A 24,267-nucleotide genomic window follows, 5' to 3' on the forward strand; every position below is an offset into this window, starting at 1 on the left:
TATAGCGGATGATTCATGCGAAAGGAAGGTATTTTTTGGATACCTTCCTTTTTCTATTTTTTACCGCCTACTAAAATTATACACTAAGTATAAGATTTTGCTAATACATAATCGTTTCTCATCTGTTCTATAAGTTCTTTTTCGCTGTTGAATTTTATTTCATCTCGAATGCGCTTAATAAATTCAACTTCTATAAACAATCCATAAATATTTTCGTTAAAATCTATAATATACGTTTCAACAGATAAATTATTGACATTAAAAGTTGGATTTATTCCAACATTTGTTATACCAAGAAAGTGTCTCTTGCCTATTTTTACTTTCGTTATATACACACCATTTAACGGTAAGATACAATCGCTGTCTATCCTAATATTAGCTGTTGGAAATCCTAATTTTCTTCCAATTTTTCTACCACTAACGACATACCCTTCTAAGCTAAAATATCTTCCAAGGCATTTGCTTGCTTCTTCCACATTCCCTTCCTGGATCAAAGAACGTATAAAACTGCTACTTATTGGCATATCGTTCAATTTTATAGGTTCAACAATATATACTTCATAGCCATAGATCTTAGAAAAATTTTTTAAAAGTGAGACATCGCCATTAGCATTGTATCCAAATCTATAATTATCCCCTACAACCGCAATTTTCATATTTAACTTGTCAATTAAAATGTTCTCAATAAAAGCTTTGGGAGATAACAATGAAAACTCTTTATTAAAATCGTAAATTATAGCATAGTCTAAATTAAATTTAGAAAATTCCTCTATCTTTTTCCTATTAGTTGTCAATAGCTTTTGATAATCATTTTTGTATATTGTCTTTGTCGTATGTTGTTTAAATGTAAATACAGAGCTCATCATTTTATTTGTTGTTGACAACTCAACTGATTTTTTAATTAATTCTTGATGTCCAAGATGGATTCCATCAAAGTTTCCAAGAGCGATTACTTTTTTCTCGTTGTGCTTTTCTGTATTGTACTCATCTATTATTATCACTTAGCCATCAGCTCCAAATAATAATCGTTCGACATAGATTCTATCATCTGCAACTTTGCCAACGCCAACAAATGAATGTTCTGGGCTATATAACTTTATAAATTCATTATCTGTATCTATGTATCTATTTTTCACAGGATTGCCGTGCACAATCTTATGGTAATCATCATTGTTAAGACAAACATCAGGAAATGTTATAACATCATCCATTTTCATTATTTTATATTTTCCATCTACAATTTCTTCTAATGTAAATGAATTTTCTAAAGTAAATGATCCAACGCTTAATCTAATAAGCATTGACATATATCCTGAAATATTCAAATAATCACAAATATCACGAACAAGAGCTCTTACATATGTTCCTTTTGAACATTTTACGTCAAACATGATTTTGTACGGTGCTTCGTAAGATATCACATTAATGTCATATATAGTCACAAGAGAAGGCTTGATATCAATAGTTTTGCCTTCTCGTGCATATTGATAAAGTCTTTTTCCATCAACTTTTTTAGCAGAGTAAATAGGTGGAATCTGCAAAATATCGCCTTTAAATGCATTTTCAATTTCTAACATTTTATATTGTTCCAAAACTTTAACAGGCGTTACACTTGTAATATGCCCAAATTTATCAATGCTGTCTGTAGAGAAACCAAAAGTTATTTCTGCTCTATACATCTTCGTCTGCGATACTACATACTGAGCCAATTTCGTCGCTTTGCCTATACATATAGGCAATACACCTGCTGCCCCCGGATCAAGTGTTCCCAAATGACCTACTTTTTTTATATTAAGATTTTTCCTTAAAAATGATATTATATCATGAGATGTCATACCTGGCGGCTTCAAAACATTTAAAAAACCATCCATTTTCAATCACTCATCTACTTCAGATTTTATTAAATCTAAAATTTTTTCTTTTACATCATTTATACTGCCTTTTACTAAGAATCCTGATGCTCTTACATGACCACCACCGCCAAATTCTTTAGCCAGTTTATTTACATCCACATACTTTTTAGAGCGTAAACTTCCTTTTACAAAATCGTCTTTTTCAACCAGCATGATAGCTATTTCCACACTGTCTATATCTCTACCATAATTTATAATATTCTCTACATCTTCTAATTTTGTATTTGTCTTCAGGAAGTCTTCCTTTGATATCTCCATATATGCAACTTTTCCACCAAAATAAAGTTCCATATTGTCTATAACTCTGCCAATTAGCTTAAGCTTCTCATATTTAATATTATGAAAAATAATATTGGATATTTTATCCACAGAAGCACCATTGTTTATTAAATCACCAGCAACTTCATGAGTAAATGATGTAGTTGAGCCATACATAAAATGTCCCGTGTCTGTAACAACTCCAACATACAGACATTCTGCAATTTCTTGGTCCAAATCAATACCTAATATTTTTATCAATTGATATACTATCTCAGATGACGAAGCTGCATTTGTGTCTACATAATTCATAGTAGCATACAAAGTATTTGAAATATGATGATCTATATTTATTGACTTAGGAACTTTTCTAAGCAATTCTTTTGCCTTTCCCATTCTATCTGAATCGGCGCAATCTACAGCTATAAGCAGATCTACTGATATGTCAAATGGTTTTGTGATTTTATCTGTGTATGGCACAAATCTATAAATTTCAGGTATATCATCGTCAATAAATATAGATACATCTTTTCTCAATTTATTCATGGCTTTGTACAATGCAGTAACACATCCTATTCCATCACCATCAGGTGATACATGTGTTACAATAGCTATTTTTTCAGCTTCTCTTATTGAATCCAACATATCATTTAAAATCATTTGTCTTCACTCTCTTGACTATCTAAATCTCTTAAAATCTTAGAAATATGGGCACCATATTCTATTGAATTATCAAGTTCGAAAATCAATTCAGGAGTATATCTTAATTTAATTCTTTTTCCTAATTCATGTCTTATAAAACCAGTTGCACTTTTTAAACCTTCTATAGTATTCTTTTTCTCATCATCATTTCCATAAACGCTGATATAAATTTTTGCATAACGCAAATCTTTTGAAACTTCGATATCTGTTATGCTAGTCATGCTACTTATCCTTGGATCCTTTATCTCTTCGAATATCATTTGGCTTACTTCTTTTTTTATTTCTTCTGATAAACGTCCAATTCTATACTGCACATTAATTCATCCTTTCAACGAGGTATTTCCTCCATCTGGTATGCTTCCAGCACATCACCTTCTTTAATGTCATTAAATCTTTCTATGCCGATTCCGCATTCAAAACCAGATTGTACTTCTTTTACATCGTCTTTAAATCTCTTCAATGAAGATATTTTTCCTTCAAAAATTACTATGCCATCTCTTACTAATCTTATGTTTGCATTTCTGGAAATCTTGCCTTCTACTACATAACATCCAGCTACATTTCCTACATTAGGAACCCTAAATACTGCTCTTACCTCTGCTTTGCCTAATTCTTTTTCTCTATACTCTGGTTCCAACATACCCTTCATAGCTGCTTTTAAATCATCAATCGCATCGTAAATTATTCTATATAATCTTATATCAACTTTCTCTTTTTCGGCCAAAGATTTAGCCTTGCTATCAGGTCTTACATTAAAGCCAATTATTATGGCATTAGATGCAGAAGCAAACATGACATCAGTTTCAGTAATAGCACCAACTGCTCCATGGATAACTCTAAGTCTTACATCATCATTACTCAATTGCTCAATGGAGCTTTTTAATGCTTCAACAGAACCCTGTACATCAGCTTTTAATATTATATTTAGCTCTTTTACATTGCCTTCTTTTATTTGATTAAACAGTTCATCAAGAGATATCTTTTGCTTTTGCATCATTTCTTCTTCTCTGAACTTTTCCTTGCGCTTTTCTGCAATTGAACGAGCTTTTTTCTCATCATCCAATACAACAAGTATGTCTCCTGCTTTTGGAACGTCAGACAGACCCAAAACTTCAACAGGTATCGATGGTGATGCTTTTTTAACCTTCCTGCCTTTATCGTCAAACATTGCTCTTACTTTCCCATAAGCTGTCCCAGCAATTATTACATCACCTGTTTTTAGTGTTCCCTTTTGTACTAAAACTGTTGCAACAGGACCTCTGTTTTTGTCAAGTTGTGCTTCAATGATTGTACCTCTGGCTGGCCTATTTGGATTTGCCTTTAATTCTAACATTTCCGCTTCCAGCAATATCATTTCAAGCAAATCATCAAGCCCAATATTTTTTTGCGCTGAAACATTGACACATATTGTATTTCCGCCCCAATCCTCTGGCACCAAACCATATTCCACCAATTCTTGCTTAACTCTATCTGGGTTCGCATTAGGTTTATCAATTTTATTTATGGCTACAATTATCGGAACATTTGCAGCTTTAGCATGGTTTATTGCTTCTATTGTTTGAGGCATAACACCATCATCCGCTGCTACAACTAATACAGCAATATCAGTCACACTGGCACCTCTCGCCCTCATAGCCGTAAATGCTTCATGTCCTGGTGTATCCAAAAACACGACTTTTTTGCCATTTATTTCTACAACAGATGCACCAATGTGTTGTGTAATTCCTCCAGCTTCACGTTGAGTAACGTTTGTCTTTCTGATTGCATCCAGCAAGGATGTTTTTCCATGATCTACATGACCCATCACAGTTATTACAGGTGGTCTAGGCAGAAGATCTTTTTCATCATCTTCTTTGTCTATGATCTCAAGATTATCTTCATTTTCCTCTTTTTTTTCTAATAAAAAGCCATACTCTTCAGCGATTTGCGAGGCATTTTCATAGTCTATTTGTTGATTTATTGTCACCATTATTCCTTTGGATATCAATTTCTTTATGATATCTGAAGGATTTATTTTCATTTTTTCAGATAGCTCTTTAACAGTTATAAACGCAGGTATCGATATTATTTTAACAGAATCATCTTGTGGTTTATTGTTATCGTCCTTTGCTTTTTTGGCATCTGACTTTTTTTGCTTTTTGTTAGACTTTTTAGGCTTTTCATCAATTTCGTCATATTCTTCTACTAATTCATCGGTCTCTGTTTCCTCTTTTTCCGTCAATAAATCTATTATTAAACTTACTTCATCATCTTCTAACGTGCTCATATGATTTTTTACATTAATATCTAAATCATTTAACTTCGAAATCAATTCCTTGCTTGTAATTTTTAGTTCTTTTGCCAACTCATAAACTCTTGTCTTTGACATTTTATTCACCTCCATTAGTTAGAACCTCCTTTGCTTCAGCTAATAGTTTGTTAGATAGGTTTTCATCTGTAATGCCAATCACCGCTGTATCGTCTCGCCCTATGCTTTTGCCAATATAAGACATATTACCAGCGATTATATATAAAATGTTTTTAGAATTACATAAAGATATAAACTTTTTCTTTGTATTTTCAGAAGCGTCTTCCGCTATAATAACAAGACGAACACTTGATTTAGCAATTCCTTTTTCAACCGGCAACCTTCCCGGCAATAATTTTCCTGCTCTCCTGCACAACCCCAGCATAGAATAAAATTTATTCATTTGAAACCTCTTTTCTGATTTGTTCAATAATATCTTCAGTTAATGAAGTTTCCAATGCCCTTTCTATTTTTTTTGATTTTAAGGCTTTTTCTACGCAATCAATGTTTTTACAGACATAGCAACCTCTCCCAGACAACTTACCTGTCAAATCAACTTGGACTTCATTGCTATGCGCTTTTTTGACGATTCGAAGCAACTCTCTCTTTGGCTTCATTTCTTGGCAACCAAGACACATTCTCATTGGAACTTTTTTGGACTTCACGTTATCAACCCCAACCTTTAAGATTTAGCAGTAGATTCACTTGTTATGTCTATCTTCCATCCTGTTAGCTTAGCAGCTAATCTTACATTTTGTCCTTCTTTGCCAATTGCAAGAGAAAGCTGATAATCAGGTACGACGACTCTTGCTATTTTTTCTTTTTCATCAATATCAATACTTAAAACTTTGGCCGGACTTAAAGCGTTAGTTACAAATTCCTGTGGTTTTGAGCTCCATTTTACGATATCTATCTTTTCACCCTTTAACTCATTTACAACAGCTTGTACTCTTGCGCCCTTGTAACCTACACATGAACCTACCGGATCAACATTTTCGTCTTTTGCATATACAGCCATTTTCGTCCTTGAACCAGGTTCTCTCGAAATACTTCGAATTTCGACGATACCTTGTTGCAATTCTGGTACCTCCATCTCAAAAAGCCTTTTTACCAATCCTGGGTGTGAACGTGATATAAGTATTTGCGGACCTTTTGTAGTCTTTTTAACTTCTACTATATAGACTTTTATTCTATCTCCATGTTTGTAGGTTTCGTTTGGAATCTGCTCATTTGGCGTCAAAGTAGCTTCAGTTTTACCTAAATCAACTAAAACATTCTTTTTTTCTATTCTTTCTACAATTCCAGTGACTATTTCTGATTCCTTGCTTAAAAAGTCTTCATACACAATACCTCGTTCTGCTTCTCTTATTCTTTGAACAACAACCTGTTTAGCATTTTGTGCTGCTATTCTCCCAAAAGATTTTGGCGTAACTTCAATATCAACAGTATCACCAACAAGGTATTTCTTGCTTAATTTTTGAGCCTCTTCCAAACTTATTTCAAGCAAATCATTGTACACATTTTCCACAACTGTTTTTTGAGCATAGACTTTAACATCACCCGTTTCTCTGTCCATCTTTACTTTGACATTCTGAGCTGTTCCATAGTTTTTTTTGTACGCCGAAACCAATGCAGCTTCTATTGCTTCAAACATCGTTTCTTTCGTAATGCCTTTATCTTTGCAAATTTGTTCAAGTGCTTCAATAAATTCACTGTTCATTATTTTCCCTCCTTTAATCTAAAATTTTATAACAGGTTTAACCAAACTAACATTTTTTATATCAAATTCTCTTTTTCCGCCATCGTCAACAATGATCACTTTATCATCTTCAAGGCCTAAAAGCTCGCCTTCATACTTTTTCTTTTTATCTATTGGTTGATATAATGAAACTTCAACCAAACTGCCTTTGAATTTTTCAAAATCCCGTTTTGTTTTTAATGGTCTATCTATTCCTGGCGAAGAAACTTCAAGTATATAACTATTATCTATTGGATCTACTTCATCCAGCTTTTCACTTAAATATTCACTTATAATTTGACAATCGTCTAAGCTAACTCCTCCATCTTTGTCTATATAAACTCTTAGATACCAATTGTTGCCTTCTTTTTTGTATTCAACATCAACCAATTCAAAATTGTTTTTTTCTATGGCGGGAGTAACAAGCTGTCTTGTCAACTCTTCAATCTTTGACAATTTGATAACCTCCTTGTAGCTCATTATTTTATATATATAATACGAAAGAGTGGGAAACCCCACTCTTAAGTTCCATCTCTATTTTGCCATATCAATTATAACATACACAAATAACCAATGCAACATTAAAATAAACTTAATTGATTTGATTCAGGAATATCCTGCAAGCAACCATGCTGCTTTAAAATGTCGATAACAGTTTTACTGATTCTCGTTCTATTTCTCAAATCTTCTATTGATAAAAATTTGCCTTTTTCTCTCTCTTCAGCTATTATCTTCGCTGCTTGCTTACCTATACCTTCCAATGAGTTCAATGGAGGCAATATGCCATCTTTTGTAATTAAAAATTTCACCGCATCAGATTTATACAAATCAATATTTGTGAATCTTAGGCCTCTAAGGTACATTTCAAGACCAACCTCTAATATTGTCAATAAGCCTTTCTCCTTTGCTGTAGCATTATTGCCCTTTGATTCAATTAGCCTTATATTTTCTTTGATTTTTTCTAATGAATCCATCATATCCAAATTAAATTCATCAGCTCTAACAGTAAAATACGTGGCATAAAAAGCCTCAGGGTGGTGCACTTTAAAATAAGCTATCCTAAAAGCCATTATGACATAAGCAACTGCATGGGCTTTAGGAAACATGTACTTGATTTTTTGACACGACTGAATAAACCAATCAGGCACATTATGCTTTTTCATTTCCTCTATTTCCTCGTCTTTTATGCCCTTTCCTTTTCTAACGCTTTCCATTATCTTGAAAGACAACTTCTTGTCAAGCCCTTTGCTGATAAGAAATAACATTATATCATCTCGTGTGGAAATTACCTCTTTAAGTGTGGCTTTGCCTTCTTTTATTATGTCTTGTGCATTATTAAGCCAAACATCTGTACCATGTGAAAGTCCGCTTATTCTTACAAGCTCTGCAAAAGTTGTCGGCTTTGTATCAACCAGCATCTGTCTTACAAATTTCGTTCCAAATTCAGGCAATCCTAAAGTGCCTACTGTGCAATTTATATCTTCTGGATCTATGTTAAGAGCTTCTACACTTGTAAAAAGGCTCATCGTCTTTTTATCATCTAATGGTATTTCTCTGGCATTGATTCCTGTTAAATCTTCCAGCATTCTGATTACTGTAGGATCATCATGACCAAGTATATCAAGCTTAAGCAGTCTTCCGCTTATAGAGTGATAATCAAAGTGTGTTGTTATTATGTCTGAATCTTGTGCATCTGCAGGATGCTGTATTGGTGTAAAATCATAAATGTCTTTGTCTTTGGGGACAACCATAACACCACCTGGATGTTGCCCTGTAGTCCTTTTGGCACCAGTACAACCCATGACTAACCTCTTGATTTCTGCATTATGAACCGTTAAATTTTTTTCTTCGAAATACTTTTTCACAAAGCCGTATGCTGTTTTATCAGCCAATGTACCAATAGTTCCAGCTCTAAAGACGTGACCTATTCCAAATATTTCTTCTGTGTACTTATGTGCTATCGGCTGATAATCTCCTGAAAAGTTTAAATCTATATCTGGTTCTTTATCCCCTTCAAATCCAAGAAACACTTCAAATGGAATATCATGTCCATCTTTTCTCATCTTTGTTCCGCATTGTGGACAATCTTTATCAGGCATATCCACACCAGAACCATAACTTCCATCTAATATAAACTCTGAGTGCTTGCAATGAGGGCAGATATAATGAGGTGGCAATGGATTAACCTCGGTTATTCCGCTCATGGTTGCCACAAACGACGAACCGACCGAACCTCTTGAACCAACTAAATAACCATCACTTAGTGATTTTGTCACTAACTTTTGAGCTATGATGTACATAACAGCGTAACCATTATTTATGATAGAATTTAGCTCTTTGTCCAGCCTTTTTTCAACTATCTCTGGCAATTTTTCACCATATATTTCATGAGCCTTGTTTAATGTCAATTTCCTAAGCTCTTCTTCGGCACCTTCTATTGACGGAGGAAATGTGCCATCTGGTATTGGTTTAACATCTTCTATAGAATCTGCTATTTGATTAGGATTGTCTATGACAATCTCCCTTGCAATCTCTTCATCAAAGTAATCAAATTCTCTCAGCATTTCATCGGTTGTTCTAAAATAAAGTGGTGGCTGTCTATCAGCATCTTTAAACCCTTTTCCATACATGAGTATCTTTCTATACACATTATCCCAAGGGTCTAAAAAATGAACATCACACGTCGCAACAACCGGTTTTTTGAGTTGTTTTCCCAAATCATAAATTCTTTTGTTTATCTTAATCAATTCTTCTTTGTTTTTTACCTCACCCTTATCAATTAAAAATTCGTTATTTCCTAAAGGTTGTATTTCTAAATAATCATAGTAACTAGCGATCTCGTGTAATTTATCATCATCAAGATTTGATATTAATCCCCTAAAAACTTCACCTTGTTCACAAGCAGAACCAATTAATAATCCTTCTCTCATTTGCGACAAAAGACTTTTAGGAATTCTTGGATTTCTGTGAAAATACTCCAAATTTGATCTTGATACTAATTCATAGAGATTTCTCAACCCTTTTTGGTTTCTGACAAGTATGATTACATGATATGTAGGCATTTTTTTTATGTCAACCTTGTTTTTTAAATAATCGTTTATCTCATTTACTTTTTCTATTCCGTTTTCTTTCAGCTTATTGATACTTTTAATAAAAATTTCAGCAGTTGCTTTAGCATCGTCTACGGCTCTATGATGATTTTCAAGTGACACACCAAGATGCTGCGCTACAGTATCCAGTTTGTAATTTTTTAGATTTTCATACATGTGCCTGCTTAACTCTAAAGTGTCTAAAACGGGATTGTCCACTTCCATACCAAGATTTCTGGCTTTTGTCTTTATAAAAGTCACGTCAAAGTTTGCATTATGCGCTACAAGAATAGAATCCTTTATAAAGTCCAAAAATTTAGGCAAGATTTCTTCAATAGATGGGTACTCTTTAACCATGTCGTCTGTTATGCCGGTCAATTTTGTTATAAATTTAGATATGTGAACTTGTGGATTCACAAAAGTCTCGAATGTATCTACTATTTGACAATTCTTTATCTTGACAGCCCCAATTTCAATAATATTGTCATTAATGCTTGAAAGACCAGTAGTTTCAATGTCAAATACAACAAAGCTGCCATCAATAGTCATAGATGTGCTTCCGCTGACGATTGGAACACCATCATTGACAAGATAACCCTCTACGCCGTAGATGACTTTAACACCATATTTTTTCGCAGCACTTTGAGCTTCAGGATAAGCCTGCAATACAGCATGATCTGTTATTGCAATCGCTTTGTGCCCCCACTCTGATGCCCTTCTGATTAAAGACTCTGCAGAGCTTACTCCATCCATGCTGCTCATTTGTGTATGTACATGCAACTCTACCCTTTTTTGTGGATGAGAATCTACTCTGACAGATTTCTCGCATAGTTCTACGTCTTTAGCATTCAATATTAGATCTCTTTCATATTTATCGTAAATAACAGTACCGCGCACTTTTACATTGCTTCCTATTGTCAATCTGTCTTTAATTAGATTGTACTTTTCACCATTTAAAAATGCTTTAACTGTAAATGAAGATGTAGTATCAGTAATATCAAAAGTCATCAGATATTTAGATTTTATTTCGCGGAAATCTATTGAAAAAATTTCACCTTTTATTGCAACATCATCACCTTCTTGAAATACATCGCATATTTTTACAATTTCTGTATTTATTTCTTTTCCAAGTAATACTTTGCTGTCATTATCATCCACATCACTTTCAATTTTTTGGCTGCTTTCTGGAGGACTTGTGATGATGTTATTTGCCAAGATTTCTTCGTCCTTTTTGATTTCTTCATGAAGTTTGTCATATATTGCTTCATCAAAATCTAAAGCAAAATTTACGTCTAGATCATAATATTCTTTTATCAATTCGCCAATATACGCATCGATTTTGTTTTTCTTTAGAAAATTAAAAGATACTTCATTTGACGCCTTTATTATTACATGTTCCTCATCTTTAATCGATACATGACATGATTTTATAAAACTTAAAGTGCCAGGATATTTTTCACTGGCTTTTTTTATAATATCATCCCAATAATCATTTAAAACTGAATTTACGTCAATGTTATCTGCACCTGTAAATTCAAATTCTATATTAGAAAGTAGAGGGATTTTTGATTTAATAGTAGATTTTAAAGATTCTAATTTTGAAACATCTTTTTTAAAATTAAAAGGCAAAAACAGTATAAGCTTTCTTTCCTTTAAACATAAACTTATTTTATTTATTTTTATGTCGCTTATACCTAATTCCTCTTTAAGAAAAGAAGGTAGCATCAAAACGCACTCCTTACATCCATACCTTTAAAATGTCTTTATACATCATCAGCCTGGCTTTAAAACCTTTAATAAAACCCAATTTTTCTTCTTTCATTACATGCGTCATATTTTCTAACTGTACATGTTGCACTCTTAAATGTTTTTCTTTGGCATATTTCGTAAGCGCTACTTCTATTCCATATTTCAAAATGTCTACATCGCTATTATTTATAAAATCTATAAGAACATCTCTTTTTAAAACACGCTGTCCTGACAAAAAAGGAGCTATTTTTTGTGCTAAATCAGTTCTTTTTCTTCCAGATGAAAATATGCCAACTGCCATATCACACTTATTATCTAAAACAGGTTTTACTAATTTATTAAAATGCTCTGGAGTAAAACCTATAAGATCTGCATCAAGCAAAACTAATACATCTCCATTAGCAGCTTGAATGCCCCTTTTTAAAGCAGCACCTTTCCCTAAATTTGTCTTTAGATTTATAAGCTTTACGTTAAAAAGAGAAACGACTTTTTCAGTATCGTCTGTTGAACCATCATTTACAACTATTGTTTCATCAATAATATTGATTTTTTCTAATACTTTTAAAACATCTTTTATATTTTTCCCCTCATTATACGCAGGAATAATGACAGATATCATCATGATTTCTCCTTCAGTATATCGTTAAGTTCCTTAATAAATTCATCAAAAAGCTTATCTTCTGGTACTTTTTTAATAATCTTTCCTTTTTTAAAAATAAGACCTTCTCCAATTCCCCCAGCTATTCCTATATCTGCTTCTCTTGCCTCGCCAGGGCCATTGACTGCACATCCCATTACAGCAACTTTTATGTCTTGATTTATATTTGCTGTTGCTTTTTCAACTTTTTGAGCCAATTCTATAAGATCAATTTTAGTTCTTCCACATGTTGGGCAAGAAATTATTTCTACGCCTCCTTTTGCCAATCCTAAAGATTTTAATATTTGTTTTCCAACTCTTACTTCTTCGACAGGATTCCCCGTTAAAGATACTCTTATTGTATCTCCAATACCCATATATAGCAGTGTGCCAATCCCAACAGCAGATTTTATAGTTCCTGAAAAAATTGTTCCAGCCTCTGTAATGCCAACGTGAAGTGGATAATCTATCTTTTCAGAAATAATCTTATAAGACTCAATTGTCAACGGTACATTAGTGGTCTTTAAAGATACCACTATATCGTAAAAGCCGCATTTTTCTAAGAGAGATACACTTTTAAGTGCACTTTCAACAATTCCATCCGCTGTTACACCACCATATTTATTTAAAATGTCCCTTTCCAATGAACCAGAATTTACACCTACTCTTATGGGGATTCCTGCATCTTTAGCAGCATCTACTACTGCTTTAAGCTTATCATCTCCACCAATATTGCCTGGATTTATCCTGATTTTATCCGCCCCATGCTTAATAGCTTCTAAAGCCAATCTATAATCAAAATGTATGTCGGCAACAATGGGGATATCAATTTCTTTTTTTATTTCTTCAATGGCTTTTGCAGCATCTACATCAAGGACAGCTACACGCACAATATCACAACCCACACTTTCAAGCTCTTTAATTTGCTGCACGGTTTTATTTACGTCTTTTGTGTCAGTATTAGTCATGGATTGTATTGCAATCGGGTTTTCTCCACCTATGCGTATGCTTCCTATTTTTATTTCTTTTGTTCTTTTCCTCATAAAGTTTATCACCTATTATTTTAAAATATTTATCCTAACCAAATCTTTATATGTGGCAAAAAGTATAAGCGCGATAAGCAACATAAAACCTATATAATGTACAAATCCTTCTTTTTCCGGATCGACAGGTTTCCCTCTAATTTTCTCTATCAACACGAATAAAATCCTACCACCATCTAACGCTGGGAATGGCAGCAAGTTAAACAACCCTAAATTCACGCTTATAAGCGCAGTAAATGCCATTAAATTCAGTATGCCGGATTTCGCTTCTGTGCCAATAGCTTGAACTATGCCAACTGGCCCCATCAAATCATTCGTTGAAACTTTGCCAGTTATCAACATGTACAGAGATAAAATTATCATCTTTGAGAAATAAATAGTTTGCTTTATACCGCTATCGGCAGCTAATATCAAAGACCTACGATACTGTGGTACTATCCCTATCATTGGCTTTCCAGTGCTTTTATCAGTCATCGGTATAACTGCTTTTTTTAAAGTAATATTTCCCCTTTTAATTGTAAAATTTAACTTTACTCCATTGTTTGAATTTATAATGTTCTGCAATGTAGTCCAGTCATTAATTTTAGTATTGTTTACCATCACTATTTCATCACCCGGCTTTATACCGGCCTTTTCCGCAGGATAACCACTTATGGTAGAACTGACAATAGGAACTGGACTTCCAACGAAATAGAAAACCATAATTAAAATTATAAAAGTTAATAATATATTCATCAAAGGACCAGCCGCAAAAATGCCAAGCCTTGTATACCAAGGTTTATTTGTCACAGCTCTTTTATCATTAGATACTTCATCTTCCCCTGCTAAGGCACAAAAACCGCCAAAAAGCATTAATCTAAACGAATACTCCGTTTCACCATATTTTTTTGAAAATATCTTCGGTCCAAAACCTATGGCAAATTCATTAACTTTTGTACCAGACAATTTGGCTATTATAAAATGTCCGAACTCATGAATCGTAACTAAAATTCCCAATACAATTACGCTTACTACAACATAAAAAAATACCACTTACCTATCACCTCATATACTCACGCTTAATTTTTTCCCTTATTTCTTTATCTACTTCTATTATATCATTTAATTCCGGATTAATGATGTTTTTATGACTATTCATATATTTTTCTATTATACAAGGAATATCATTAAACGAAATTGCTCTTTCTAAAAATAATTGAACTGCTACTTCATCTGCTGTATTTAAAACAGTTGTCATTGTTCCGCCTTCTCTCAATGCGTCATACGCCAGTTGGAGACATCTAAAAGTATTAACATCTGGTTTTTCAAATGATAAACTTGCAATTTTGGCAATATCTAAATATCGTACGCCTTCTACATATACCCTGTTTGGAAAATTTAAAGCGTACTGTATCGGTATCCTCATATCAGCAGTCGCCATTTCTGCAATAATGCTTCCATCAATAAACTCTACCATTGAATGTATTATGCTTTCTTTATGCACAACAACTTCTATTTTTTCTAACGGCATATCAAAAAGCCAATTAGCTTCTATTACCTCAAACCCTTTATTCATAAGTGTGGCAGAATCAATTGTTATCTTCTTGCCCATCTTCCAATTAGGGTGATTTAAAGCTTCTTCAACTGTCACCGATTTTAAATCGTTTAATGTTTTACCTCTAAATGGTCCTCCAGATGCAGTTATAATCAATTTATTTACGAATTCCTTTTTCCCAGATTGAATGCATTGGTAAATCGCATTGTGCTCACTATCAACAGGGAATATATTTATGTTTTTCTCAATTGCCAGTTTCTTAATTATGTGCCCACCAGTTACTAAACATTCTTTATTAGCAAGTGCAATATCATGTCCTGTTTCAATCGCTTTTATAGTAGGAATAAGCGCTGCTATGCCTTCAATTGCTACAACAACAGTCTGAACATTTGAAAGAGAAGCTACCTCGTTTATTCCATCATCACCAGAGAGAATCACTGTATTAGTATCTACCATTTCTTTTAACTTTTTTGCAGAAGATTTATCTTTAACAGCTACAAATTTCGGATTAAATTCATCAATTTGTTGCTTTATAAGATCAATATTATTATAACATGTAAGTCCTATAACTTGAAATTCTTTTGATTTTCTTACTACGTCGAGTGTTTGAGTCCCAATCGAACCCGTAGAACCTAAAATGACAATATTTTTCATGCTTAACTCCTTTCATCTGTTTAAATACGTGAAAAATATGTAAATACAAGGAGATACGAAAAGAATGCTATCAAATCTATCTAATATTCCACCATGTCCCGGAATAATTTTGCTAAAATCCTTCGTGTTGCAATTTCGTTTTATAAACGACGCAAAAAGATCGCCTATTTGAGCCACTATGCTGCCTATAACGCTTAAAAATGTAATGTAGAAATAATTTAATTCTAATTTTTCTTTAAATAAATATGTAAACAAAAGGCATCCTATCAATGAACCTATTACTCCACCCACCGAACCTTCGAAAGTTTTATTAGGACTAATTGATGGACATAATTTATTCTTACCTATGCGTTTACCTATGAAATATGCAAAAGTATCAGTCAGCCAAGAAATGATAAATATAAGCCATACAAGCAAGTAACCGCCTTTAATGTCCCTTATTTTCCCTATGTACGAGAAAAAGATAACATATATGATTCCCATAATCGTTATGGAAGTATCTTTCAAATTATACTTATGAAATACAACTGGAATAGAAAATATTACTACAGACAAAATTACAAAAAGATCTATAGAATCATAGGTATAGCCAAAAATGTAAAAAAATAAAACTGCCACATAACCTATAAAATTTATAGGCTTTATTTCGGTATTTTTAAATACCGCGTAAAACTCGTACAATCCAATAAGACTAATCGCTACTAAAAAAAGTCTAAGATACCATCCTCCCATTATTAATGCCGCAAAAACCAGAGGAAGTCCTATTACCGCACTAAATATCCTTTTTTTTAACATATATTCAACTCCTTAATTATATGCCGCCAAAACGTCTATTTCTCTTTTGGTAATCAAATATAGCCTGCAAAAGATGCTTTTTTTCAAAATCTGGCCATAAAACATCAGAAAACCATAATTCAGAGTATGCAGACTGCCAAAGCATAAAATTGCTAATTCTCAATTCTCCACTTGGTCTTATGATCAAATCCGGATCTGGTTGTCCTGATGTATATAAATTATCAGCAATAATATTTTCGTCAATATCACTTAGATCAATTTCACCACTTAATAAAGAGCTGCCTATCCTTTTAAATGCTCTAACTATTTCACTTCTGCCGCCATAATTTAAGGCAATATTTAAAGTAAGACCCGTATTGCTTTTGGTTAGTTCCTCAGATTCTTTTATCTTAATTCTACATTTTTCAGGTATCATTGATAGATCGCCAATAAAGTTTAACTTCACATTGTTTTCATTTAATTCATTTACTTCGCGACCTAAATACTCTATAAGCAAGTCCATCAATCCGTTAACTTCATCTGCAGGTCTTTTCCAATTCTCTGTTGAAAATGCGTATAAAGTCAGATACTTGATTCCTATTTCAGATGATGCTTTAACAATTCGCCTTACAGCTTCCATACCAGCTCTATGCCCAAGTGTTCTTATGAAACCTCTCTTTTTTGCCCATCTACCATTCCCATCCATTATTATTGCCACATGCTTTGGAATATTATTTGCATCAAGCTTTTTCTCTATTTCTTCATCAGTGTTTTTTTGTCGCTTTTTAATAAAACTCATCAAATTTCCTCCTTATAATATGGGCAATACCCCCTCGCGAGAGGGGGTTAAAATTCAGCTACTATAACTGTTAATATACCATCTTCAAATATTGTCTTTAACACACGTATCTGATATCCTCTATAATTTTTAGTAGGCTTAGTAAATATCACATTATATTGAACATTATTTTTTTCTAAAATCCTCTTAGCCGCTTCAATATCGTATCCAATAATATCGATCAAATCTCCATTATCTCCTTTTCCTTCTGCTCCAAAATTTTGTCTATTTCTTTAATATACTTATCCGTCAGTTTTTGTACATTTTCTTCACTTTTTAATTTCTCATCTTCCGAAATCTCACCATTTTTATCCATTTTTTTAATAGCATCATTAGCATCTCTTCTGATTTGCCTTACTGCGACTTTAGCCTCTTCTCCTTTTTTGTGAACCAATTTAACAAGCTCTTTTCTTCTTTCCTCTGTTAAATCCGGAAAAACCAATCTAATTATTTTACCATCAGAAGTAGGATTAATGTTTAAATCTGATTTTTGAATTGCTTTTTCAATTTCAGATATTTTAGATGTATCCCATGGCTGAATGATTATAACTTTTGGTTCCGGTGCCGTGATTGTTGCTAACTTATTTATTGGCGTCATAGTACCATAGTAGTCAATTGATATTCTGTCTAAAAGTGCAGGATTAGCCCTGCCAGCCCTTATAGACATCAACTCATTTTTTAAAACTGCGATTGACTTTTTCATTTTTTCTTCAGTGTTTTTTAACAAATCATCCATCATTATCCCTCCTTGACAATCGTTCCTATTTTTTGACCCATTATTACATTTTTAATGTTTCCTGGTACAGTCAAATTAAACACGATAATCGGAATGTTATTGTCCATACACAGAGAAGTTGCTGTAGAATCCATCACTCCAAGCCCTCTGTTAAGCACATCAAGATATGTCAACTTATCAAACTTGATAGCATCTTTATGTTTAACAGGATCTTTATCATAGACTCCATCTACTTTCTTAGCAAGAAGAATCACTTCCGCATCTATCTCAGCAGCTCTTAAAGATGCTGTCGTATCAGTAGAGAAGAAAGGATTGCCAGTACCGGCCGCAAAAATCACAACTCTTCCTTTTTCAAGATGCCTTATTGCTCTTCTTCGAATATACGGTTCAGCAATCTGCCTCATCTCAATGGCAGTTTGAACTCTCGTTTCTACACCTCTCCGCTCTAAAGCATCTTGCAAAGCAAGAGAATTAATAACTGTAGCAAGCATTCCCATATGATCAGCAGTAGTCCTATCCATTCCTACTCCTTCTCTACCTCTCCAGATATTACCACCTCCAATTACGACACCTATTTGAACTCCCATTTCTTTTACTTCTTTTATTTGATCAGCAATTAAATTTACGGTTTCAAAATCGATACCATAGCCTGTGCTGCCAGACAAAGCTTCTCCTGAAATTTTTAATATTATTCGCTTGTATTTCACAGACATTAAAACACCTCATTTTATTATTCTATAAAAATATTAAAAATCCTTCATAAAAATCTATTAAAAATAGGACACAACCGTGTCCTATTTTGGTTGCCTATTTAATTTTATTCTTCTTCTTGAGAATTTTCAATACCTTCTCCTCTTTCGAATCTAACAAATCTTCTTATTATTATATTTTCACCAAGCTTTGCAATCAATTCATTTAATAGGTCTTTTATCGTCTTGCTATCATCTCTTATATACAATTGTTCTAATAGGCAATTTTCCTTATAGAATTTTTCGAGTCTTCCTTCAATTATTCTGTCGAGCACTTGAGCCGGTTTACCTTCATTTAATGATTGTGCCTTTAAAATCTCCCTTTCTTTTTCAATAACTTCTTGCGGCACATCTTCTCTTTTTATGTACTGCGGGTTTGCTGCAGCAATTTGCATACATATTTCTTTTACAAAAGACTTAAAATCATCTGTATTAGCAACAAAATCTGTTTCACAATTTACCTCAACAAGAACACCGATTCTGCCGCCACCGTGAATATACGATTCTACTAATCCTTCATTTGCAACTCTACCAGCTTTTTTAGCAGCGGCTGCCAGTCCTCTTTCTCTTAATATATCAATTGCTTTTTCAATATCACCATTAGAATCAGTAAGCGCTCTTTTGCAGTCCATCATGCCTGCTCCAGTACGCTCTCTAAGTTCTTTTACTTGTTGTGCAGAAATCATAATCTTACCTCCATCCTAATATAATTTATGGTAAGGACGAAAAATTCCTTACCATTCTAAAATTACTCCTCAACCGCAGTTAATTGTTCACCCTGTTTAGCCTCAATTACAGCATCAGCTATTTTTGAAGCTATTAATTTTACCGCGCGGATCGCATCATCATTGCCCGGTATAGGATAATCCACTTCTTCAGGATCGCAATTTGTATCAACAATTGCAACAATAGGGATATCAAGATTTTTAGCTTCAGCGATGGCAATAGCTTCTTTCTTAGGGTCAACTACAAAAAGCACCGATGGAAGGCTATTCATGTTTTCTATTCCACCTAAATACTTTTGAAGTTTTTCCTTTTCCTTTCTGAGTTTTATAACCTCTTTTTTAGGCAAAACTTCAAATGTACCATCTTCCTCCATCTTCTTTAACTCTTTAAGTCTCTCGACTCTGCTTCTAATTGTCTTGTAATTTGTCAACATTCCGCCAAGCCATCTTTGGTTAACATAGTACATTCCGCATCTTTCTGCTTCCTCTTTAACAGAATCCTGGGCTTGTTTTTTTGTGCCTACAAATAAAACAGTACCATCATTCGAAACAACATCTTTTATAAAATCGTACGCTTCCTCTATCTTTTTTACCGTTTTTTGAAGATCTATAATATATATTCCATTTCTTTCGGTAAAAATGTAGGGAGCCATCTTAGGATTCCATCTTCTCGTTTGATGACCGAAATGTACACCAGCTTCTAACAATTGTTTCATTGATATAACTGACATCTTCTCACCTCCTGGTTATTCCTCCGTTCAAATCATCTCATAAAACGACCATTATGGCACCAGCTTTATGATCTTTGAACGTGCGTTATCCATTGATTAATATATTATATTATGATATTTTTGTCAATACAATTTTAAATTTTTATGTCCACATGCCCTAATAAAAATTTTTTTCTTTCTTTTTGAGATGATTTCCCTTCCATTTTATTTTTATCTTTCTTAGTTGACAATTTATTAGATTCATTGATTTTGTTTGTCCTGCTTTTTTTTATCTCATTTTCATTATTTATCATCTCCATAAATTGGCCAACAAATACATCTGGCCTTTGAATTTCAATTTGCTTTATATTGCTTACATCCACCATTTTAGGAATAGCTACCTGTAAATCTATCGGATTTACTGACATATATATACCCCCTTACCCCGCTGGCAATATGTCTATATCTGCACCATTTCTCACAAATGCAACATATTTCAAAGGATCCTTTATCTTTCTAGATACATCATCTATTGTTATTTTCGTACCCGGATAAACCGTATCATATACTTTGATTATACCAAATGATTCATCATTATTTGAATTTAATTCTCTATATTCATCCAATAATGACTTATTCTCAGCCTCTAATTGCATCAAAGATTTAAGAGTCTTTTCATAAATGGCTTTTTTATCTTCTGGTACGCCTAATTTCGTCAAATATGAAACGATTTTATTTAATCCGTCTATGGATTTTTCATTTTCAGATATTCTTTTAGATATTTCTTCCTTTCTCTTTCTCTTTTCAGGCGGTTCTCCGACTATCAGCTCAGTTTGTACAAACATCTTGGAACCAACATTTATCGCTTCTATTTCTCTTGTGGCTATAACTACACTTCCAACGATTAAACCTTTATTCCCAATTAGTTTGACACAATTATTTGTCTTCACCGTACTGTACATTATTGCTTCGCTCACAACATCATCTTCAGCTATTACTTCACAATTTTGCAAATACTTCGATACAACTTTCCCACCAGAGATAATCTTTGCCTTACCACTGCCTTGAACGCCTTTATGAATTATTACATTACCTTTTGCCGATATTGTAGAGCCTTCTACAACACCGTATATTTCCACATCCCCATCGCTTTCTATCTTATAACCGGAACTTATGTTGTTGTATATTTTAATGCTTGCAAAAGTTCTAATGTTTCCTGTCGAAGCATTGACATCTTTTAACTCAATTATAGGATTTACATTGACTTTTTGATCTTTTTTGAAAATATGACCATCAATAGAGGAATAAAGACACCCATCATTAATATATGTATTTTTGCCTAATGGCAATTTGGCTTCTTTGCCTTTGTTTGCTTTGACTATTTCTCCTTTTACGTTCATACCGTCTATACCGTCTTCAGGATCTATTTTTCTGGCTATGATTTCATCCTTTTTCACACTCTTAAATATTTGTAGCTCTTTGTAATCCACTCTTCCATCTTCAAGCACCTTTGGTTCAGCATTGCTTTCAAAATCAATTAAATACTCAACACGTCCATCTTTCCCATTTATAGGCTTTTTACCTTGTGCAATCAAATAACGTTCGTTAATATTGGGGGACTTGCAAATTTTATCTATGACATTTTCAATTATCCCAAAAACCACGTTATGAGATCTTAATAGTTCGTAAATATTATCTTTATTCAAAGCAATACCATCGTTTGAAATATTTTCAACTACTAAAAATGCTGACATTTTGTCTGATGATATTTCCAATTTGCAAGAATATTTTAAATCACACATATAAATGCCCCCAAATTTTTATTTAGTTACAGCAAGTCACTTAGCTTCTCCTTTAGCTTTTTTATGGCTTTTGAATGAATTTGTGATATTCGCGATTCCGTCAGTCCCATTATCTTGCTAATTTCCTTATAGTTCAAATCCTCATAGTAATACAATGAAATAATCAATCTTTCTTTCTCCTGTAACGTATCAATAGCCTTAGAAATATTCTGCTTCAAATCAAACATCATCACTTCGCTTTCAGGATTTGTAACTTCATTATCTGTGATTGAAGTGATTTTTAAATTGTTTTCAATCACTTCATCTAAAGAACTTATGTATCCTGCATTCATATAGCTTAAAGTTTTTAAAACGTCATTTTTTGACAGTTTTGTTGCTTCCATGATTTCTTCAATAGTAGGCTCTCTTTTGTATTCCTGTTCTAATTGTTCAATTGTTTTTTCGATGCTTTTATATCGTTTTTTCAGACTTCTCGGAATCCAATCTTTTTTTCTCAAATAATCAATTATCTCTCCCTTTATTCTTATCGACGCATATGTTTCAAACTTTACACCTTTTGATACATCGTATTTATTGACTGCATCGATTAAGCCAATCATGCCTTGGCTTATAAGATCATCAGTATCTTCTTTGCTTAACTCCGACAAACAAATTCTCTTGACTATATGCTTAACAAGTGGCATATATTTGATGATTATATCTTCTTTGGAGTTTCCGTCTTTTTGTTTCTCATATTTATCCCATAAGTCCTGTTCGAGTAGAGACATTTTTAAACATTCCTTTCCTACCCTAAATAAATTTTACGCCATGCCCAATTGTTTTAATTAATAGCTTACCACTTTCGCAATCAAATTCAATTGTACGACCATAATTACCACCTGTATCTTCTGAAACCAACGGTATGTTTAAAGACGATAAAACTTCTTTAGTGGCAATTACATTGCGGGCACCTATATTCATAATATCCAGGTTTGCTTTTGTTGCAAACATTTGAGCGCCACCTGCTATTTTACTTATTATGTACTTTCTGTCAGCACCTAACTCTAACATCATATCTATCAATGCTGTAATGCCTGTATCAGCAAATTTAAGTTTATTTGAGTTGTTTTTGCTTTGATTGCTATATGGCAACATAATGTGGACAAGTCCAGATATTTTACTTACTTTGTCATATAAGACAATGCCCACACATGATCCAAGACCGACTGTAACCAATTTGCTTGGACATTTAGCAACTCTTGCATCGGCCATGCCTACTCTAAATGTAAAATTATCCATCTAATTCAACTCCAAGTGCATTAAGTATTTTATCAAATGATTCTATATCAGGTATAAGAAAGAAATCTCCTTTTATTAATCTATTGCCTTCAAAAAACTCCGTCTCAATAAACAAAATTTTATCTGACAATTCGCTAAATTTGATTGCAGGAACACTTAATATAGCACCTGCCATATCAATGCTGATTGCAGGAGGTGATATTTTCATGTCCAAATTTGTTAATGTAGACAGTGAAGACACATAACTCCCTGCCATAATATTGCCTATTTCTTCTAATGCTGATTTTTCGATTTCTGTAAATTCATCGCCAACATTAACTCCCATCAAATATTGAATCAAATAAGAAGCACTTTCAATGTCTAAAGAAAATAAAATATTTCCATTCACGCTTCCTTCAAGGTCAAAATATATTCCCACAATAATAGTGTCAGCAACTCCAAATATATCCTGTACTTCGTTTAATTCCATCAATCGTACGGTGGGGATTTTCATATCTATTTTCTTTCCTATCAAAGATGCTAAAGCTGTTATGGCATTTCCTGAGCCTATATTCCCAAGTTCTTTAAGCACATCGATGTATGTCTCATTTATCTTATTTATATTCATATCTTCACTTCCTGCTGAGTAGTCAATTTGTCTATATCAAAAAGCATCAATATCCTGTTTCCTACCTTTCCTATTCGCCCAATAAAACTTTCCTTTTTGTATAAATTGCTGTTAACATCTATTGAGTCTATGCTTTCATCATTTATTTCTACAACTTCATTAGCGTTATCTACAATAACTCCGACTACAATGTCGTTATTTTTTATTATGACGATCCTTGTATCATCGTTAAAATCAACTTCTTCTAATTTTAACAACATTCTAATTGATATGACAGGGATTATCTCGCCTCTCAAATTTATAACACCTTTTACAAATGAAGGCGCTTTTGGAACCCTTGTTATCTTAGTAATCTTTTCAATAGATTGTACTTTATCTATTTCTATTCCGTACTCTTCACCGCCTAATTTAGTTACGACAAACATACTCATATGCAACGCCTCC

General features: G+C 33.3%; 27 protein-coding genes. All 27 read right to left on the minus strand.

Annotated features, from left to right (window positions below; genetic code table 11):
- Nucleotides 1-83: 83 nt before the first annotated feature.
- On the minus strand, nt 84-1,001 hold the full coding sequence (locus GSH73_RS07135; protein WP_014758693.1) for a bifunctional riboflavin kinase/FAD synthetase: 918 nt from the start codon (nt 999-1,001) through the stop codon (nt 84-86).
- Nucleotides 1,002-1,871: a tRNA pseudouridine(55) synthase TruB gene (truB, locus tag GSH73_RS07140; protein ID WP_014758692.1), complete on the minus strand. Its 870-nt coding sequence runs from the start codon at nt 1,869-1,871 to the stop codon at nt 1,002-1,004.
- A 6-nt stretch (nt 1,872-1,877) separates the two neighbouring features.
- Nucleotides 1,878-2,831 (minus strand): DHH family phosphoesterase, encoded by a 954-nt coding sequence (locus tag GSH73_RS07145; RefSeq protein ID WP_014758691.1) that lies wholly within the window; start codon nt 2,829-2,831, stop codon nt 1,878-1,880.
- Nucleotides 2,828-3,187 carry a 30S ribosome-binding factor RbfA gene (gene rbfA / locus GSH73_RS07150; RefSeq protein WP_014758690.1) on the minus strand — a complete coding sequence of 120 codons (360 nt, stop codon included), beginning with the start codon at nt 3,185-3,187 and terminating at the stop codon, nt 2,828-2,830. Before rbfA ends, GSH73_RS07145 begins: the two co-directional genes overlap by 4 nt.
- A 14-nt stretch (nt 3,188-3,201) precedes the next feature.
- Nucleotides 3,202-5,256, minus strand: coding sequence for a translation initiation factor IF-2 (gene infB / locus GSH73_RS07155; protein ID WP_014758689.1), 2,055 nt, complete (start codon nt 5,254-5,256; stop codon nt 3,202-3,204).
- Nucleotides 5,243-5,563 (minus strand): L7Ae/L30e/S12e/Gadd45 family ribosomal protein, encoded by a 321-nt coding sequence (locus GSH73_RS07160; protein WP_014758688.1) that lies wholly within the window; start codon nt 5,561-5,563, stop codon nt 5,243-5,245. The genes infB and GSH73_RS07160 overlap by 14 nt, the downstream gene beginning before the upstream one ends.
- Nucleotides 5,556-5,825, minus strand: a complete 270-nt coding sequence (rnpM, locus tag GSH73_RS07165; protein WP_038069276.1) for an RNase P modulator RnpM — start codon at nt 5,823-5,825, stop codon at nt 5,556-5,558. The genes GSH73_RS07160 and rnpM overlap by 8 nt, the downstream gene beginning before the upstream one ends.
- 17 nt (nt 5,826-5,842) lie before the next feature.
- Nucleotides 5,843-6,880 carry a transcription termination factor NusA gene (gene nusA, locus GSH73_RS07170; RefSeq protein WP_014758687.1) on the minus strand — a complete coding sequence of 346 codons (1,038 nt, stop codon included), beginning with the start codon at nt 6,878-6,880 and terminating at the stop codon, nt 5,843-5,845.
- 18 nt (nt 6,881-6,898) lie between these two features.
- Complete coding sequence (gene rimP / locus GSH73_RS07175; protein WP_014758686.1) at nt 6,899-7,354, minus strand: ribosome maturation factor RimP; 456 nt, start codon at nt 7,352-7,354, stop codon at nt 6,899-6,901.
- 125 nt (nt 7,355-7,479) lie between these two features.
- Entirely contained in the window at nt 7,480-11,712 is a 4,233-nt protein-coding gene (locus GSH73_RS07180) for a PolC-type DNA polymerase III (protein WP_014758685.1), read from the minus strand.
- A gap of 13 nt (nt 11,713-11,725) precedes the next feature.
- A complete protein-coding gene (locus GSH73_RS07185; RefSeq protein WP_038069279.1) occupies nt 11,726-12,355 on the minus strand; it encodes a glycosyltransferase family 2 protein in 630 nt (209 codons plus the stop codon).
- Nucleotides 12,355-13,416, minus strand: a complete 1,062-nt coding sequence (gene ispG / locus GSH73_RS07190) for a flavodoxin-dependent (E)-4-hydroxy-3-methylbut-2-enyl-diphosphate synthase (protein WP_014758683.1) — start codon at nt 13,414-13,416, stop codon at nt 12,355-12,357. The genes GSH73_RS07185 and ispG overlap by 1 nt, the downstream gene beginning before the upstream one ends.
- A gap of 15 nt (nt 13,417-13,431) precedes the next feature.
- Nucleotides 13,432-14,448 carry an RIP metalloprotease RseP gene (gene rseP, locus GSH73_RS07195; protein WP_014758682.1) on the minus strand — a complete coding sequence of 339 codons (1,017 nt, stop codon included), beginning with the start codon at nt 14,446-14,448 and terminating at the stop codon, nt 13,432-13,434.
- Nucleotides 14,449-14,455: 7 nt separating this feature from the next.
- Nucleotides 14,456-15,604 (minus strand): 1-deoxy-D-xylulose-5-phosphate reductoisomerase, encoded by a 1,149-nt coding sequence (dxr, locus tag GSH73_RS07200; protein ID WP_014758681.1) that lies wholly within the window; start codon nt 15,602-15,604, stop codon nt 14,456-14,458.
- A gap of 12 nt (nt 15,605-15,616) precedes the next feature.
- On the minus strand, nt 15,617-16,399 hold the full coding sequence (locus GSH73_RS07205; protein ID WP_014758680.1) for a phosphatidate cytidylyltransferase: 783 nt from the start codon (nt 16,397-16,399) through the stop codon (nt 15,617-15,619).
- Between the two features lie 16 nt (nt 16,400-16,415).
- On the minus strand, nt 16,416-17,177 hold the full coding sequence (gene uppS / locus GSH73_RS07210) for an undecaprenyl pyrophosphate synthase (protein WP_014758679.1): 762 nt from the start codon (nt 17,175-17,177) through the stop codon (nt 16,416-16,418).
- Nucleotides 17,178-17,224: 47 nt separating this feature from the next.
- On the minus strand, nt 17,225-17,401 hold the full coding sequence (locus tag GSH73_RS13455) for a hypothetical protein (protein ID WP_014758678.1): 177 nt from the start codon (nt 17,399-17,401) through the stop codon (nt 17,225-17,227).
- A complete protein-coding gene (gene frr / locus GSH73_RS07215; protein WP_014758677.1) occupies nt 17,398-17,952 on the minus strand; it encodes a ribosome recycling factor in 555 nt (184 codons plus the stop codon). Before frr ends, GSH73_RS13455 begins: the two co-directional genes overlap by 4 nt.
- Nucleotides 17,953-17,954: 2 nt before the next feature.
- Nucleotides 17,955-18,665, minus strand: a complete 711-nt coding sequence (gene pyrH / locus GSH73_RS07220) for a UMP kinase (protein WP_014758676.1) — start codon at nt 18,663-18,665, stop codon at nt 17,955-17,957.
- 104 nt (nt 18,666-18,769) lie between these two features.
- On the minus strand, nt 18,770-19,387 hold the full coding sequence (gene tsf / locus GSH73_RS07225) for a translation elongation factor Ts (RefSeq protein WP_014758675.1): 618 nt from the start codon (nt 19,385-19,387) through the stop codon (nt 18,770-18,772).
- Between the two features lie 62 nt (nt 19,388-19,449).
- Nucleotides 19,450-20,157 carry a 30S ribosomal protein S2 gene (rpsB, locus tag GSH73_RS07230; protein WP_014758674.1) on the minus strand — a complete coding sequence of 236 codons (708 nt, stop codon included), beginning with the start codon at nt 20,155-20,157 and terminating at the stop codon, nt 19,450-19,452.
- 134 nt (nt 20,158-20,291) lie between these two features.
- Entirely contained in the window at nt 20,292-20,564 is a 273-nt protein-coding gene (locus GSH73_RS07235) for a hypothetical protein (protein WP_014758673.1), read from the minus strand.
- A 12-nt stretch (nt 20,565-20,576) separates the two neighbouring features.
- Nucleotides 20,577-21,938, minus strand: a complete 1,362-nt coding sequence (locus GSH73_RS07240; protein WP_014758672.1) for a flagellar assembly protein A — start codon at nt 21,936-21,938, stop codon at nt 20,577-20,579.
- Between the two features lie 26 nt (nt 21,939-21,964).
- Nucleotides 21,965-22,705: a sigma-70 family RNA polymerase sigma factor gene (locus GSH73_RS07245; RefSeq protein WP_014758671.1), complete on the minus strand. Its 741-nt coding sequence runs from the start codon at nt 22,703-22,705 to the stop codon at nt 21,965-21,967.
- Between the two features lie 22 nt (nt 22,706-22,727).
- On the minus strand, nt 22,728-23,216 hold the full coding sequence (locus tag GSH73_RS07250; RefSeq protein ID WP_014758670.1) for a chemotaxis protein CheD: 489 nt from the start codon (nt 23,214-23,216) through the stop codon (nt 22,728-22,730).
- A complete protein-coding gene (locus tag GSH73_RS07255) occupies nt 23,209-23,823 on the minus strand; it encodes a chemotaxis protein CheC (protein WP_014758669.1) in 615 nt (204 codons plus the stop codon). Before GSH73_RS07255 ends, GSH73_RS07250 begins: the two co-directional genes overlap by 8 nt.
- Nucleotides 23,820-24,254: a chemotaxis protein CheW gene (locus tag GSH73_RS07260; RefSeq protein WP_014758668.1), complete on the minus strand. Its 435-nt coding sequence runs from the start codon at nt 24,252-24,254 to the stop codon at nt 23,820-23,822. The genes GSH73_RS07255 and GSH73_RS07260 overlap by 4 nt, the downstream gene beginning before the upstream one ends.
- Nucleotides 24,255-24,267: the final 13 nt, after the last annotated feature.

This window comes from Thermoanaerobacterium aotearoense (assembly GCF_009905255.1).
GTDB lineage: Bacteria > Bacillota > Thermoanaerobacteria > Thermoanaerobacterales > Thermoanaerobacteraceae > Thermoanaerobacterium > Thermoanaerobacterium aotearoense.